Origin of the sequence: Nakamurella sp. UYEF19, assembly GCF_040546275.1 — a bacterium.
In the GTDB taxonomy this organism is placed as follows: Bacteria; Actinomycetota; Actinomycetes; order Mycobacteriales; family Nakamurellaceae; genus Nakamurella.
The window spans coordinates 519823-534497 of sequence record NZ_JBEPNO010000001.1 but is presented as its reverse complement, the minus strand read 5'-3'; the positions used below and the strand labels follow the sequence as shown (position 1 = coordinate 534497).

Annotated in this window: 15 protein-coding genes; 4 read left to right on the top strand and 11 right to left on the bottom strand. The window is 68.2% G+C overall.

What is annotated here, in order from left to right:
- Positions 1–3 precede the first annotated feature (3 nt).
- The 4 genes from ABIB25_RS02530 to ABIB25_RS02515 form a co-directional block, all read right to left on the bottom strand.
- Entirely contained in the window at positions 4–1407 is a 1404-nt protein-coding gene (locus ABIB25_RS02530; protein WP_354526819.1) for a gamma-glutamyltransferase, read from the bottom strand.
- A 30-nt stretch (positions 1408–1437) separates the two neighbouring features.
- Positions 1438–2682 (bottom strand): winged helix-turn-helix domain-containing protein, encoded by a 1245-nt coding sequence (locus ABIB25_RS02525; protein ID WP_502919735.1) that lies wholly within the window; start codon positions 2680–2682, stop codon positions 1438–1440.
- 200 nt (positions 2683–2882) lie between these two features.
- Positions 2883–3974 (bottom strand): AAA family ATPase, encoded by a 1092-nt coding sequence (locus ABIB25_RS02520; protein ID WP_354526817.1) that lies wholly within the window; start codon positions 3972–3974, stop codon positions 2883–2885.
- Between the two features lie 141 nt (positions 3975–4115).
- A complete protein-coding gene (locus ABIB25_RS02515; RefSeq protein WP_354526816.1) occupies positions 4116–4430 on the bottom strand; it encodes a hypothetical protein in 315 nt (104 codons plus the stop codon).
- A 101-nt stretch (positions 4431–4531) separates the two neighbouring features.
- Here ABIB25_RS02515 and ABIB25_RS02510 point away from each other — a divergent pair, with 101 nt between their 5' ends.
- The 4 genes from ABIB25_RS02510 to ABIB25_RS02495 all read left to right on the top strand — a co-directional run bounded on the left by ABIB25_RS02510 (position 4532) and on the right by ABIB25_RS02495 (position 8101).
- Positions 4532–5071 carry a putative immunity protein gene (locus ABIB25_RS02510; protein WP_354526814.1) on the top strand — a complete coding sequence of 180 codons (540 nt, stop codon included), beginning with the start codon at positions 4532–4534 and terminating at the stop codon, positions 5069–5071.
- Between the two features lie 568 nt (positions 5072–5639).
- The gene (locus ABIB25_RS02505; RefSeq protein WP_354526813.1) at positions 5640–6212 is read left to right on the top strand and encodes a S41 family peptidase; all 573 of its coding nucleotides are present in this window, start codon (positions 5640–5642) and stop codon (positions 6210–6212) included.
- A 580-nt stretch (positions 6213–6792) separates the two neighbouring features.
- Entirely contained in the window at positions 6793–7587 is a 795-nt protein-coding gene (locus tag ABIB25_RS02500; RefSeq protein WP_354526812.1) for a DeoR/GlpR family DNA-binding transcription regulator, read from the top strand.
- A gap of 1 nt (position 7588) precedes the next feature.
- Complete coding sequence (locus ABIB25_RS02495; RefSeq protein WP_354526811.1) at positions 7589–8101, top strand: GNAT family N-acetyltransferase; 513 nt, start codon at positions 7589–7591, stop codon at positions 8099–8101.
- Here ABIB25_RS02495 and ABIB25_RS02490 read toward each other — a convergent pair.
- The 7 genes from ABIB25_RS02490 to ABIB25_RS02460 all read right to left on the bottom strand — a co-directional run bounded on the left by ABIB25_RS02490 (position 8098) and on the right by ABIB25_RS02460 (position 14542).
- Positions 8098–8352, bottom strand: coding sequence for an HNH endonuclease (locus tag ABIB25_RS02490; RefSeq protein ID WP_354526810.1), 255 nt, complete (start codon positions 8350–8352; stop codon positions 8098–8100). The two genes, ABIB25_RS02495 and ABIB25_RS02490, sit on opposite strands and share 4 nt — an antisense overlap.
- Complete coding sequence (locus tag ABIB25_RS02485; RefSeq protein WP_354526809.1) at positions 8247–9452, bottom strand: DUF222 domain-containing protein; 1206 nt, start codon at positions 9450–9452, stop codon at positions 8247–8249. Before ABIB25_RS02485 ends, ABIB25_RS02490 begins: the two co-directional genes overlap by 106 nt.
- Positions 9453–9454: 2 nt before the next feature.
- A complete protein-coding gene (locus tag ABIB25_RS02480; RefSeq protein ID WP_354526808.1) occupies positions 9455–9589 on the bottom strand; it encodes a hypothetical protein in 135 nt (44 codons plus the stop codon).
- A 146-nt stretch (positions 9590–9735) separates the two neighbouring features.
- Positions 9736–10176 carry a tetratricopeptide repeat protein gene (locus tag ABIB25_RS02475; protein ID WP_354526807.1) on the bottom strand — a complete coding sequence of 147 codons (441 nt, stop codon included), beginning with the start codon at positions 10174–10176 and terminating at the stop codon, positions 9736–9738.
- A 21-nt stretch (positions 10177–10197) separates the two neighbouring features.
- Positions 10198–10971 (bottom strand): 4-hydroxy-tetrahydrodipicolinate reductase, encoded by a 774-nt coding sequence (gene dapB / locus ABIB25_RS02470; RefSeq protein ID WP_354526806.1) that lies wholly within the window; start codon positions 10969–10971, stop codon positions 10198–10200.
- Entirely contained in the window at positions 10961–12313 is a 1353-nt protein-coding gene (locus tag ABIB25_RS02465) for a M16 family metallopeptidase (protein WP_354526805.1), read from the bottom strand. The genes dapB and ABIB25_RS02465 overlap by 11 nt, the downstream gene beginning before the upstream one ends.
- 9 nt (positions 12314–12322) lie before the next feature.
- Positions 12323–14542: a polyribonucleotide nucleotidyltransferase gene (locus ABIB25_RS02460; RefSeq protein WP_354526804.1), complete on the bottom strand. Its 2220-nt coding sequence runs from the start codon at positions 14540–14542 to the stop codon at positions 12323–12325.
- Positions 14543–14675 lie beyond the last annotated feature (133 nt).

The following is a 14675-nucleotide window of genomic DNA, read 5'->3' as shown; positions in this document are numbered from 1 at the left end:
CACTCAGAACCTGAGCGCCAGGCCGCCCCGCCGCGGGTCGCCGGCCGGTCCGCCGGCGGCCGCGGCGGCGACGCCACCGAAGTACGGGCGGGGCGCATCCCAGAGCACCAGTTCCTCCCCCGCCGCACGAAGGGCGGCCACCACCTCCGGCGAGAACCCGGGTTCCAGATGCACCACCGACTCGGTGACCGACATCCGCGGGGCGGCGATTGCGTCCGCGAGGTCACGGCCTTCGCCGAACAGGCCGGCCATGGTCTGCAGCAGGGCGGGACGGATCCGGCTGCCGCCGGCGGCGCCCCCGGCGAACAGCAATCGGCCGTCGGCGTCGGTGACCACCGACGGCACCATCATCGAGGCCATCCTGGTGCCCGGGACGAGTTCCCCGCGGAGCAGTTCGCCCTCCCCGAGCATCGAGTTGGCGTGGACCCCGCCGACCCAGATCCCGGACCCCAGCCCCAGTGAATGGGTTGCGGCGCATGCATTTCCCCAGCGGTCGACCGCGACCACGCTCGTCGTCTCGGCTCGCCGCGATGGGGCCCGCAGAACGCTCACCAGGGCGGTCGCCCGGTCCGGACCACCACGACCGACGGCGTCCAGATCCAGTGCAGCCGCGGTCACACCGAAGGAATCCAGATCGTTCCCGCGGACGTGCAACGTCCCCGGCCCGAACGGCACCCGGAGCGGCTCCAGATCGGTCACCTTATAGGCCGCCATGTCCTGCAGGGACAACGCCCCGCCGTCCGCCCGGACCGCGTCGACCATCGCCCGGCCGAGTTCGCCGGTGGCCAGCACCGCCGGCCCTTCCGCCGCCAGAGCCTCGAACGTCCCGGTGAGGCCGGGATGGTCGATGGTCTCCCCCGCCTGCAGGAGCCGGCGGCCACCGGCGGTGTCGGAGCGGGAGTAGACCTCGACCCCGGCGCCGACCATCATGGCCGGGGCGATCTCGGGTAGCAGGTCGGCGTGCGCCTCCGAGAACACCACCCCGCCGGCGGCCAGGTCCCGGGCCGGCCTCACCACCTCGGCCCACGGCAGACGTCCGAAAAGCCGGTTGAGCTCGTGGGCGCCCGACGGCGTTCCAGCGACGGCCACGCTGGGACCGCCGATCGCATAAGGCACGGGCACCGTGCCGAAGACGACCGAGATGTTCTGTGCCGGTGCGGGTTCCGTACCGTCCAGCCCTGGGACAGCGACGAAGAAGTCCAGACAGCTCACGATGCGGGTAGTGGCGTCGTAGTACGTCGCGAACCCGCCGCCACCCAGCCCGCAGAAGATCGTCTCGGAGACGCAACCGGCCAGCACCATGGCCGCTGCGCTGTCGGCCGCCGAGCCTCCAGCGGCCAGCACGCTATGTCCGGCGGTGGCCGTGGCCGGGTGTCCCGCTGCCACACCGGCCGGAAGTTGGGTCACCGGCAGAAGGTTACCGGGAGCCTCCCGGCATCATGGTCCCCCAGCGGCCAGGATCACGGCGGCGAGTTCGCCGCACAGATTGCCCTGCGGCCTGATCACCACCTCGTCCAGACCCAGCCACCGAGCCATCCGGCGCAGTTCGGCCGCGGCTGCCTCGGCGACGGCTCCGGGATTCGTTCCCGGCTCGTACCAGGAGGCCTGGACCAGCAGCTGGCCGGCAGCGCGGTCGGCCTTCAGATCGAACCGGCCCACGAGCTCGTCGTCGACCAGCAGCGGGAACACGTAGTAGCCGTGCACGCGTTTGGCGGCCGGCGTGTAGATCTCGATGCGGTAGTGGAACCCGAAGAGCCGCTCGGTCCGGGCCCGTTCCCAGATCAGCGGGTCGAACGGACACAGCAGGGCGCGGCCGGACACTCTGCGCGGCACCCTGGCGTCACGGTGCAGGTAGGCGACGTCGCGCCAGCCCTGGACGCGAACCGGCGTGACGACGCCTTCCTCTGCCAGCTCCTGCAGCGCCACCTTGGCGTCGTCGTTGCGGATGCGGTAGTAGTCGGCCAGATCGCCGGCGGTGCCGATGCCGTGGGAGCGCGCGGACAACTCCACCAATGCACGTTTGGCGTCTGCCTCGGGGGGTGTCGGCAGCGAGGCGATGGCCGCCGGCAGGATGCGGTCCATCAGGTCGTAGACCCGCTCGAACCCGCGGCGGTAGGACGTCCCGATGGCCCCGGTCGCGAAGAGGTACTCGCTGGCAGTCTTCGTCGTCGACCATCCCCACCAGCCCGGTTTACCCTTTCCGGGCGCCTCCAGGACTTTCTCGATGTCGCCCGCGGACAGCGGGCCCTCGTCCCGCACCACACCCAGGACGCGGTCGAGGAATCCCGGGTGCTCGGCCCGCAGCCGCGCGGCGGAAGCAAACGGACCGTCGACCAGCTTCTCCTGGCGCCACCGCAGGAGGGGCTCCAGCTCGATGGGGACCAGCGACGCCTCGTGCGCCCAGGTCTCCAGCAGCGTCCGGTCCCTCGCCCTGGCCGGCCAAGCGGCGCCCTGGAGGAGTTCGACCGGGTAGTCGCCGAGACGCGCGAACAGCGGCAGGTAGTGCGCCCTGGCCAGCACGTTCACCGAGTCGATCTGCAGCAGCCCGAGCCGATCCAGCATCCGCCGCAGGTGACCCCGGTTGACGGTCGCCGGCTCCGGCCCCAGCGGTGCGGCCAGACCCTGGGCGGCGATGGCGATCCGTCGGGCCTGGGCCGCGCTCAGGGTTTCCTCTGCAGTGATCACACGCGACATGCTGCCACCCGGCACCGACAGCGTTGCCGGCCAGAGGCTCGCGGGCGGCCGTCGGCGAAGCCCCCGCTGGGGAATCTGCTGCCGCTCAGATCACCACCGTCTGGGCATCTACGCCGTCACGCACACGCCACCGCTTGCAGGTGAGAAAGGTCGCCATCGCCGGACTCCAAGCGCGCGGGCCCGCCGGTCTAGTGGATCTCGCGACGTCGCGAATGCTTTCCCAGCTCCCGCCGGACCGACTCATCCGCACCGGACTGATCAGCACCGGAGCTGCGGACCGTGGACCCCTGCAGCTGTCCGGGTCGACCCGGGTTCAGCGCCAGGTGGGTATCCGCGGCGGTGAAGGCAGCGAGAGCGGCGAGATCGCCGGCAACGACGTAGCCGTCGGCGCCGGCTTCGATGGCCCGTTGCACCGGGCCGGGAAAGGAAACACTCGTGTCTCGGTCCTCGATCTCGGTCAGGACCACCCGGGCTGCGGGGAACATCTGCTTGAGGGCAGAGATCGTCTGCGGACTGAGCACCGGAGCGATCACGATGTCGGTGGAGGGTGGGGCCTTGCGCAGGTCGAGCACGACGAATCCGGGCCCGAGCTGTTCGCTCAACCGTGCTCTGGCATCGGCCTTGAGCATCGTCGTGGCCACCACCCGGACCGAGCGCAGTGCCGGACCGATCTCGGGAGCATCCGCGGCTTCGCCACTGTTCGAGGAACACCTTGAGTCAGCCCCGGTTGGGACCGGTTTGCGATCATCGATCGCGGCCACCACCAGGTCCGCGAGCCCAGCCGGTGTGTGCCGATCTCCGCGGAGGACAAGCGTGTCGCCGGTCAGGGACTCGCGGGCGGCGACGCATCGTTCAACTTTGCGGTGCCGGAACGCGCGCGCTCCGCCATCGCGGACCCAGTCGTCGTCCACCAGGATCTGGGCGTCGATGCGGCGCCGCAACTCATCGGCCGGCACCTCCAGGAACACGTGCAACAACTCGTGCCCAGACTTCTTGATCAACCCGAAGATTTCGCCGCGGTGGTGCGGGTTCACCAGCGTCATCGGCACGATGAGCATCTGGCCGTAGTCGTCGGCGAGCCCGATCACGAAGTCCGCGACCAGTTTTCGCCACAACGGCAGGTCCTGAAAATCTCCACTCGGCGCGGGTGGAGCCGATGTGACCAGGATGGCGCCGACACACTGCGGGTCGAATGCCAGGGCCTCCGGCAGCCTGCGATGGAGCTGCCGGGCGAGCGTGGACTTCCCCGCGCCAAACGCCCCGTCGATCCAGACGATCATGCGCGAGCAGATCCTTCCTTGTCGCTGCGGCCTTCCGCGTTCGCCGGTCGATCCGTGCCGACGAGACGTTCGCTCCGACTCCAATTCGTGGTCACCGCACTTGACATGACCCTCTGATGGCCCGTCGATGGCAGGAAGCATTCACGAAAAAGCTGCTCCTGCCCATGGGACCTTCCGACGGGTCGGCGGTAGACGCCGCGCCCACGCCGCGGTTCCAATTCCCGGCCATCCGAGACCGGTATCAACTGCGGCACCGAGGGAGAAGGCCTCGATGCGTAGTTCCATCAGCGGCGGCGCGGACGTCAGCTGGATGGCGAAGTGTCGGAGGGCAAGCGCGATTGCCTGCGCCCCGGCCGCGCGCGATGCGGGCCGGTCGGACAAACAGGCGGCAAATGCAGGCCCCCCGACGCGACTTCTTCCCTGCTGCGGATGTGGTGGGTCGGGCGTGTCCGTCATCTGCCTGAGCCTGATGTGCGGACGGCAAGTGGGAGCAGTTCGATCTTCGTCTTCGACTCGCATGCCGGCTTGGGCCGCACCAACGGTAGCTATCATCGTCCATGGCCTTGGGAAGAGCCGACTTCGAGCTGACAGTGGACGAGCTGCGGATGGTTGTGCGGTATGCCGCAGAGAGCGCTGAGGCGGTTCTTCCGCTTTTCGAGGAGGTCGCCACCGATGACCGCAGACCTTGCGCTGCCATCGAGGCGGCGTGGATGTTCGCTCACGGTGCCGGTCGCACGAACTTGCAGCGAATCACTGCCGTCGCAGCGCATCGGGCTGCCAGCGAGGTGTCGGATGAAGCCGCTCAGCATGCGGCTCGTGCTGCCGGGGATGCCGCGGCGGCCGCCTATCTGCACCCGTTGGCCAACGCCACCCAGGTCGGTCATATCTTGCGGGCTGTCGCCGGCGCGGCACGCGCAGCCGAGCTGAGAGCAGGCGGAGACCCTCACGTTGGGGATGCGCTGATCGAGTTGGCCTGCAACCGGGCCACTGCAACGCTGATCGACGTTCTGAATCGTTACCCCCGCGCGCTGGTGGGTGTCAGCCGCGTCACGGACCTCATGAAGACCCTGGACGAGTCTCTCCGGATGCCCCATTGAGCGATCCGCATGCCGGGACCAGTTTCATACCAAGGGAGTAACAGTTGGGCGATCCGGACCGTGATACTGAGGCATGGTGACACGGCGGGTGCGGCTTCGTCGGCTGGTCGGGTCGCTGGCAGCCGCGAGCACGTTGGTCAGCTGCACGACGACCCAACCGGTACGGCCTGTCCCTTCTGCCCCGTCATCATCCGAGACGTCCATTCTGTCGGCGTCCGCCGCCGCACAGAAGTACCTGGATACGGCGTTGGATCTCATGCAGCGTCGGGCGGTCAATCGTGCAAGGCTGAACTGGCCGGCGATTCGGCAAGAGGCCGTCCGCAGTGCATCTGGAGCGGCGACTCCCGCTGACACCTATTCTGCGATCGCGGTGGCCGTCGGGACACTTGACGTCAACGGACATTCCCGCCTCCTGCCACCTTCGATCGGCACGACCACCGCTTCGCTCCCAGTTGGTCCGTCGCAGGAGCCATCAGCCAAGATTCTGTCCGGACGAATCGGCTATGTCGCACTTCCCGGCGTCGACGTGCCCTACGCCGATCAGTAACAAAAAGCCGGCGCCGCCGTCGTGCGGGCTCTGCAGGTCGGGCACCCCGACGGCTGGATCCTGGATCTGCGCAGCAACAGCGGCGGCGACGTCTGGCCCATGCTCGGCGGGATCCAACCGCTGCTGGGTTCCGGCACGATCGGCTCGTTCGTCTCGCCACCGGAACCCCCCATCGTTGTTCGGGTGACGCCGACGCAACTGACACAAGGTGGGCAGGTCTCGATCCGGATACCCGTGGCAGCCCAGCAGGGCGCCAACACCGACCCTGTCGTGGTGTTGACCGGACCAACCACCGCCAGTGCCGCAGAGTTCGTCGCAATCGCATTTCGGGGACGCCCGTGCACCACGTCGATGGGATCGGCAACGGATGGTGTCCCGACCGGCAACGCGGCGTTCGAACTCGACGACGGCGCGACCCTCATCCTCACGACGGCCTTCGAAACCGACCGGACCGGCCACGTGTACCCGGACGCGCCCATCGAACCCGATGTCACGGTCGGCACCAACTACAACGCAACCTGGAACCAAGCTGACCCCACGATCCGTGCAACCCTCAAGTGGCTGTCCCTTCATCATCACGGCTGCAGATCGTGAGCGCACTGACGCGTCCTCGATCTGATGACGCAGACGCTGTCAGTGCTAACAGTCCTGCTGTACCGCGCTAACAGTCCTGCTGTACCGCACCAGCGAACCCTCATGATCTGGCAGGTGATCGGTGCACCGGAGCACCCAATGCTGAGTCGGTGGTCAGCAGCGGGTGGGCGACGTTCGGCAGCGTCCGCGTCGGCGTCACGAGGAGCCGTTTCTGCGGGTACCCAGGCGCGGGTAGACGTCGAGCCAGGGTGTGGATTCGATTTCGATCTGGAGAGGCTCACTGTCAGGTGAGCGGCCAACGCCCCTCGGGTGAAGGTTCCGCAGGCAGGTGGATCGGCCGCCGCGTCGATGATGAGTGACTCGTCGACGATCGCTCCTCCTGACGTCTGTCTCCTTGGTCGTCGCGCTGTTGGTGTGCGGCGTCGATCGATCCGAGGACGGCAGCGCGCTCGTCGTCGGGCACCGATTCCGCCGGTCGTGGGCCGAGCTCAGGGTTGTCTCTGCCGTGATCACGCACGACATGCTCCCACTGGACAGGAGCAAGTGGCTTTTGCCGGTGCCCGCGAGGCAAGATCAGCGCATGGGCCCGCACGAGCGCTGGACGGCATTGCTGGACATCCTTGGCCGCGACGGACGACTCGACGTGGCGGAGGCCGCCGACGAGCTGGATGTCTCGGCCGCGACCATCCGCCGCGACCTCGACCACCTGGCCGGCCAGCAGCTGCTCAGCCGGACCCGGGGTGGCGCCGCGCCGGCGAGTGTCGCCTACGACCTGCCACTGCGTTACAAGACCGGACGCCACACCGAGGAGAAGTTCCGCATCGGCACTGCAGCGGCCGCCCTGATCCGGCCTGGCTCGGTGGTGGCGGTGAATGGCGGCACCACGACGTCCGAGGTGGCCAGGGCCCTGGTGACGATCCCGACCGGGCTGGACTACGACGCGATCGGCGACAACCCCGCCTACACCGTGGTCACCAACGCCCTCAACATCGCCAACGACCTGGCGGTCCGCCGGACCATCAAGCTGGTGGTCACCGGAGGGGTGGCCCGGCCCAGCTCCTACGAACTCATCGGCCCGCTGGCCGAACCCGCGCTCGAACGGCTCCATCTCGACTACGTCGTGCTGGGCGTCGACGGCTTCGACGTGGAGACCGGCGCCACCGCTCACCACGAAGGCGAGGCCTCGGTCAACGCGTTGATGGTCCGTCAATCGACCACCGTGATCGTCGTCGCGGACGCCTCCAAGCTGGCACACCGGTCGTTCGCCCGGATCTGCCCGACGTCGGCGGTCGACATCCTGATCACCGACACGGCAGCGGATCCCCGACTGGTGGCCGACTTCGAGAACGCCGACGTGCGCGTCATCCAGGCCTGACATGGCGGACGCACTGGTCCGGCCGGCTGGTCCGCAGGACGCCGCTGTCCTGGCGAAGTTGCAGATCGGGGTATGGCAGCAGGCCTACTCCGAGTTGCTGCCGGCAGCTGCGCTGCTTGCCGATCCGGACCAGCAGGCCGAGGTGTGGGGGGCCCGCGTCGTCGCCGGTGGGGTGGTCCTGCTGGCCTTCGAGGGCGCCGAACCCGTCGGCTTTGCTGCCACCGAGCCGGACCTGGACGACGACGGAACCGCTCAGCTGGAACTGCTGCACGTGCTGCCCCGGTGGTCCCGGCGCGGCCACGGCGGTCGGCTGCTGGGTGCCGCCGCCGCACACCTACGCAAGTCCGCTGCAGGGCGCGGCAGCTGGTGGGCACCGGAGGCGGATGAGAGCATCCAGCAGTTCCTGCTCACCGTGGGCTGGGCCGCGGATGGCGGACGCCGAGTGCTCGACACGGGTGAGAGCACGTTCGCCGAGATCAGGTATTCGGGCAGCCTGGACCTGATGCTGGTCTAGATTCCGGCCGGTTGTGGCCAGTTGAATTGTGGTTGGTGGTTGAGGGTGTTGCGCAACGGTGTTCGGGTGGGGTCGTGGGTGGCGGGCGGGATGATTTCGGGGGGGCCGTCGGGGGCCGGGCGGACTTGCCAGTCGCTGTGGTGGATCAGGGTGTGGTGTCGTCGGCACAGCAGGCACCCGTTGCTGTAGTTGGAGGGTCCGCCGTCTTCCCAGGGTTGGATGTGGTGTTTTTCAGTCCACAGTCCGGGCATGTCGCAGCCGGAGAACACACATCCTTTGTCGCGGAGCAGGATCGCTCTGGCGGTGGCGCGTTGAAGGCGCGCATGGATCTGCCCATGTCCAGCAGTTCTGACCTGCCGCCGAGGACGGCGGCGATGACTTTGGAGTCGCAGGCCAGCATCCGGACTTGTTTGATGCTGATGTGGGTGCCGTAGCCCAGGGTGCCGTGGCCGAGGCGGTCCCGCAGTGATCGTTCTTCGACGGTGACCAGGAGTTGAGGTTTCTCCCCGCTCTGGATGGGGGCGTGTCCGGCTTCCAAGAATTTGGTGAACACGATGCCCAACGCTTGCGCTCGGCGGGTGGCGGCTCGGGGTGTGCCGGTGGGGTCTTGTTGCCGGTCGGGATCGGTGTCGGGGCAGGGGTCATCGCCGCAGAACAGGCGCGGTTTCAGGTCCGGGTACGGGCAGGCGTCATCGCCGTCGGGTGGGTGTGGTGTGGGGTTGGGGTAGTCGCCGGGCAGGGTGCCCAGCGGCGCCCACTGGTAGGGGACGCGTGGTGCCCGCCAGGTCGGCGGTGGGTCGACATCGATGGCTACCGAGTCATTTTCGTTCTGCCCGGCGTCGCGGGCTTCGCCTGGTTGGCCGACGTCGCCGGGTTCGCCGTGCTCAGTCGAGCTACCGGGCTCGCCTTGATCGAAGAGGTCGCCGTGGTCGTCGACCTCCGCGGGTTCGACTCGGTTGTCGGGGTCGTCCGGTGTTCCTGTGGCTTGCTCGGACGTCAGGTCGATGTCCGGTTCACCGGCGGGGTGCACGCCGGTTGGTTCCTGGGTGGTGGAGTCGGAGCTGTCTGGAAGGTCGAGGTCGAGGTCGACGTCGGAATCGGCGTCCGCGGTGGGGCCGCTGGTCTCGTCGGCATCCGCGGTGGCGCCGCTGGTCTCGTCGGCATCCGCCGTGGCGCCGCTGGTCTCGTCGGCATCCGCGGTGGGCTTCGTATCGCTGATCGTCCCGTCGGCCGGGCCAGACTCGGGTGTCGGGTCAGACCCGGGTGCCGGGGCGGGGTCGGGGGCGTCGCATTTGTTGCGGTCGGCGGCGGGTGCGCACATCGCCCCGAACACCACCCGCAGCGATTCCACGGTCAAATCAGCAGGCCGTCCACCGCTGCGGACACAGCGTTGATCGCGGCCTGCGCCGGGCCGGGTTCCCAGAAGGGATCAGCCGTGTCGGAGGCGTCGTCAGGTCGGTGACCTGCATCTTTGTCGTCGACGTCCATGCGTACAACTGTACGGGCGACCACCGACAGTCAGGCAAAACGGACCACGGCCATGCTGTCCGACCCGATGCCACTGGGCGAGAGTGGCTCGCAGTACCCGGCGACGGCGGCCGTCTACAGGTAACAGCAGTCCGCCAAAGCTAGTGCTAGCGGCCCGCCAGCTCGATGGCCGTCCGCATGGCGGCGCGGGCGCGCTTGCGGTCGCCGGCCAGGTTGTAGGCGTAGCCGAGTTCGTACCAGAGGCGCCAGTTGCCCTCGTCGGCCTCAACCCTGGTCCGGACCGTCTCGAAGTAGGCGTCCGCTGAGGCTCTCTCGATCCGACCGGACGGACGACGGGTCAACCCCTCGTCATCCGGGAGTTCGTCGTCCTGCGCCAGCCGACGCGCCAGCCGGGCGGTCGCGGCGCCGAAACGCAGCTCGAACACCACCAGCACCACCCCGATGACGGGGAGGATCAACACGCCGATCCCCAGGCTGATGCCGACGACAGTACCGGTCTCGAGAAGATAGAAGCCACGCTGGCCGAGCAGCCAGAAATACACCACCAGCGCGAACGTCAGGACCGCGACCGTTATCCGGGTCTTCAAGAGGGGACCTTCAAGAGGGGGTCAGTCCAGACCGAGCAGTTGCTCGAGACCGAGCGTCAGACCGGGGCGTTCCACGATCCCGCGAACAGCCGTCAGCACGCCGGGCATGAACGACGAGCGGTGCAGGGAGTCGTGCCGGATGGTCAGCGTCTCACCGGTGCTGCCCAGCATCACCTCCTGGTGCGCGACCAGACCGGGCATCCGCACCGAGTGCACGTGGATCCCGTCGACCTGATTACCGCGGGCGCCGGGCGCCTCGATGGTGGTGGCATCCGGAATCGGACCCATCTCGGCGGCGGCCCGCGCCGCGGCGATACCGCGGGCAGTGGCGATCGCGGTGCCCGACGGGGCATCGATCTTACCCGCGTGGTGCCGTTCGATGATCTCGGCCGACTCGAAGAACCGGGCCGCCTGACGCGCGAAACGCGCGGTCAGCACCGCTCCGATCGCGAAGTTCGGGACCACCATGACGCCGATCTCGGGCTTGAGCTCCAGCCAGTGCCTGATCTGCTTGGCCTGAGCGTCACCGATGCCCGAGGTACCGACGACGGCGTGGATGTTCTGGTCGATGCAGAAGCGGATGTGCTCCATCACGACGTCGGGGTGGGTGAAGTCGACGACGACCTGGCTGCCCGCATCGGAGAGCGAGAACAACCACTCGCGTCCGCCCACAGCGGCGACCAGATCCATGTCGTCGGCCGCGTCCACCGCTTGGCAGACCTCCGAACCCATCCGGCCGCGAGCGCCGATCACGCCGACCCGCAGAACCTCATCCGACAGCACCTTATCCGGCACGGCGGCGTCCTCCTGTGTGAACCATCGACGTCAACTCCTGGGGCAGATCCGTCTGGGCAGCGTACGGCCCCACCACGGCTGCGGTGAGCTGCTGGCCCAGCAACGTCTTCGCCAGCGTGGCGACCTGGCCGGCGTCGACCGCGGCGATGGCCGCCAGCTCGTCGGCGACGGAGCGATACTCGTTGCGCACCAACAGGTTCTTGCCGATGCGGCTCATCTTGGACTCGTTGTCCTCCAACCCGAGGACCAGCCCCCCGGCCAGCTGGCCGTGGACCCGAGCCAGTTCGGAGGTCTCAAGACCGTTCGCGGCTACGGCCGTCAGCTCCCTGCCGACCAGCCGAGCCACCGTGCCGAGGTTCTCCGGCTGGCAACCGGCGTAGACCGAGAACGAGCCGACGTCGGCGTAGCCGGACGTGGCGGCATAACAGGAGTACGCCAGACCGTGTTCCTCGCGGATGGTCCGGAACAGCCGCGAACTCATCCCGCCGCCCAGCGCGGCCGCGAGCACCGACATCGTGTAACGGGACGGATCGGAGCGACCCGGGGCCGGCACACCCACGCACAGGTGGGCCTGCTCGATGTCGCGGTCGACCACGAGCACCTCGGAGATCGCCCTGGCGCGCCCGCGTCCGAGGCGGGGCGCCTCCGGAGCAGCATCGGAGTCGAGGCGGGACCCGAACGCCTTGCGTACCCACTTGACCACCTCGCCGTGGTCGACCCCACCGGCCACCGACACGACCATCTTGTCCGGGGAGTACCGACGTCGGTAGTACCCAGCGATCTGGGCCCTCGTCATCTCGGTGATGGTCTGTTCCGAGCCGATCACCGGGGCCGCGACGGGATGGCCGGCGAACAGCGCGGCGGCGAACGCGTCGCCGAGGGTGTCCTCCGGGTCGTCGTCCCGCATCGAGATCTCTTCGAGGATGACCTGACGCTCGACATCGACGTCTGCGGAGGTGATCACCGCGTCCAACACGACATCGCAGACGATGTCGACGGCCAGCTCGGCCGAACTCGCCAGCACGTGGGCGTAGTAGCACGTGTACTCGTGCGAGGTGAAGGCGTTGAGCTCACCGCCGACGGCATCGATCGCCGAGGCGATCTGATGCCCGGTCCGGTGGCTCGTCCCCTTGAACAGCAGATGCTCGAGGTAGTGCGACGCCCCGGCCAGCTTCGGGGTCTCGTCGACGGAACCGACGCCCACCCAGATACCGACCGAGGCACTCCGTGCACCGGGAACGCTCTCGGTGATCACCCGTAGACCACCGGGGATCACCGAGAGCGTCACCGCAGAGCCGTCGACGCCCCGTTCCAGGACTGTGGTCCGGGTCCTCGCGGCCATCCAGTTCTCTCAGACCGAGACGGAGTCCGCCGGAGCGGAACCAGCTTCGGCGTCGGCACCGGCAACGACCGGGATCAGCGAGATCTTGCCGCGGGCGTCGATCTCGGCGATCTCGACCTGCAGCTTGTCGCCGACGTTCGCGACGTCCTCGACCTTGTTGATCCGCTTGCCGTTGCCCAGCTTGGAGATGTGGACCAGGCCGTCACGGCCAGGCAGCAGCGAGACGAACGCGCCGAAGGCGGTGGTCTTGACGACCGTGCCCAGGAAGCGCTCGCCGACCTTGGGCAACTGCGGGTTCGCGATCGAGTTGATGATCGCGATCGCGGCTTCCGCCGCTTCACCGCTGGCAGCCGAGACGTAGATGGTGCCATCGTCCTCGATGGCGATCTCCGCACCGGTCTGCTCGGTGATCGAGTTGATCATCTTGCCCTTCGGCCCGATGACCTCGCCGATCTTGTCGACCGGGACCTTGACCGTCGTGATGCGCGGCGCGTTGTCGCTCATCTCGTCCGGGGCGTCGATCGCCTCGTTCATCACCTCGAGGATGGTCAGGCGGGCGTCGCGGGCCTGCCTCAGAGCAGCCGCGAGCACGTCGGACGGGATGCCGTCGAGCTTGGTGTCCAGCTGCAGGGCGGTGACGAAGGTCTTGGTGCCGGCCACCTTGAAGTCCATGTCACCGAACGCGTCCTCGGAACCGAGGATGTCCGTCAGCGCCAGGTACTGGGTGACTCCATCAACCGTGTCCGACACCAGACCCATGGCGATACCCGCGACCGGGGCCTTGAGCGGCACGCCGGCGTTGAGCAGCGACATGGTCGACGCACAGACCGAGCCCATCGAGGTGGACCCGTTGGAGCCCAACGCTTCCGACACCTGGCGGATCGCGTAGGGGAACTCGACCTTGGTCGGAAGCACCGGCACCAGGGCGCGCTCGGCGAGCGCTCCGTGGCCGATCTCGCGACGCTTCGGCGAACCGACGCGACCCGTCTCACCGGTGGAGTACGGCGGGAAGTTGTAGTTGTGCATGTAACGCTTGCGCGTCTCCGGGGAGAGCGTGTCGAGCTGCTGCTCCATGCGGAGCATGTTCAGCGTGGTGACGCCCAGGATCTGGGTCTCGCCGCGCTCGAAGATCGCCGAGCCGTGCACGCGGGGCAGGTAGCCAACCTCGGCGGCCAGGGTGCGGATGTCGGACAGCCCACGGCCGTCCATCCGGATCTTGTCCGTGAGCACGCGCTGGCGGACCAGCTTCTTGGTCACGCTGCGGAACGCCTGGCCGATCTCGGAGCCGCGGCCCTCGAACCGATCGCCCAGGGCGGCGATGACCTCGGCCTTGACGACGTCGGTGGCCTCGTCGCGCTCCTGCTTGCCGGTGAGAACCAGGGCAGCCGACAACTTCTCGGATGCCGCTGCTTCGACGGCCTCGTAGACATCGGACTGGTACGGCGGGAACAGCTTGAACTCGGCGATCGGCTTGGCCGCGTGCGACGCAAGCTCCGACTGGGCCTCGACCAGGATCTTCAGGAACGGCTTGGCCGCTTCCAGACCGGCGGCGACGACCTCTTCGGTCGGCGCGGTGGCGCCGCCCGCGATGAGCTCGATGGTCTTCTCGGTGGCCTCGGCCTCGACCATCATGATCGCGACGTCACCCGAGTCGGTGACACGGCCGGCGACGACCATGTCGAACACGGCGTCGACGAGCTGGCTGTGCGTCGGGAAGGCAACCCACTGGCTACCGATGAGGGCGACGCGCACGCCGGCGACGGGGCCGGAGAACGGCAGGCCCGAGATCTGGGTGGAAGCGGACGCGGCGTTGATGGCCAGCACGTCGTACAGCACGTCCGGGTTCAGGGCCATGACGGTGATGACGACCTGGACCTCGTTGCGCAGGCCGGCCGTGAAGGACGGGCGCAGCGGCCGGTCGATCAGGCGGCAGGTCAGGATGGCGTCCTCGGAGGGACGTCCCTCACGACGGAAGAACGAGCCCGGGATGCGGCCGGCGGCGTACATGCGCTCTTCGACGTCGATCGTCAGCGGGAAGAAATCGAACTGGTCCTTCGGGTGCTTGCCGGCGGTGGTCGCGCTCAGCAGCATGGTGTCCTCGTCGAGGTACGCGGCGACGGAACCAGCAGCCTGCTGGGCCAGACGGCCGGTCTCGAGGCGGATGGTGCGGGTGCCGAACGAACCGTTGTCGATGACGGCGGTTGCGCTCTTGGCGGTTGAATCAGACATGTGTCTCCTCTTTTGTCCCCGGCCTCGTAGGCCGAGGGGGGTGTTGCTCCGCGTCCGGACATCGGTGCCCGGTTCTACCGCGGTGGTGCAGGTGCACGTCAGGGGAGGGCCCTGGTGGGCACTCCCCTGACGT

Bases quoted from the DNA above. Each gene is read 5' to 3' on its own strand.
- ABIB25_RS02520 (WP_354526817.1), bottom strand. From the start codon at position 3,974: ATGATCGTCTGGATCGACGGGGCGTTTGGCGCGGGGAAGTCCACGCTC.
- ABIB25_RS02515 (WP_354526816.1), bottom strand. From the start codon at position 4,430: ATGACGGACACGCCCGACCCACCACATCCGCAGCAGGGAAGAAGTCGC.
- ABIB25_RS02510 (WP_354526814.1), top strand. From the start codon at position 4,532: ATGGCCTTGGGAAGAGCCGACTTCGAGCTGACAGTGGACGAGCTGCGG.
- ABIB25_RS02500 (WP_354526812.1), top strand. From the start codon at position 6,793: ATGGGCCCGCACGAGCGCTGGACGGCATTGCTGGACATCCTTGGCCGC.
- ABIB25_RS02495 (WP_354526811.1), top strand. From the start codon at position 7,589: ATGGCGGACGCACTGGTCCGGCCGGCTGGTCCGCAGGACGCCGCTGTC.
- ABIB25_RS02490 (WP_354526810.1), bottom strand. From the start codon at position 8,352: ATGCCCGGACTGTGGACTGAAAAACACCACATCCAACCCTGGGAAGAC.
- ABIB25_RS02480 (WP_354526808.1), bottom strand. From the start codon at position 9,589: ATGGACGTCGACGACAAAGATGCAGGTCACCGACCTGACGACGCCTCC.
- ABIB25_RS02465 (WP_354526805.1), bottom strand. From the start codon at position 12,313: ATGGCCGCGAGGACCCGGACCACAGTCCTGGAACGGGGCGTCGACGGC.
- ABIB25_RS02460 (WP_354526804.1), bottom strand. From the start codon at position 14,542: ATGTCTGATTCAACCGCCAAGAGCGCAACCGCCGTCATCGACAACGGT.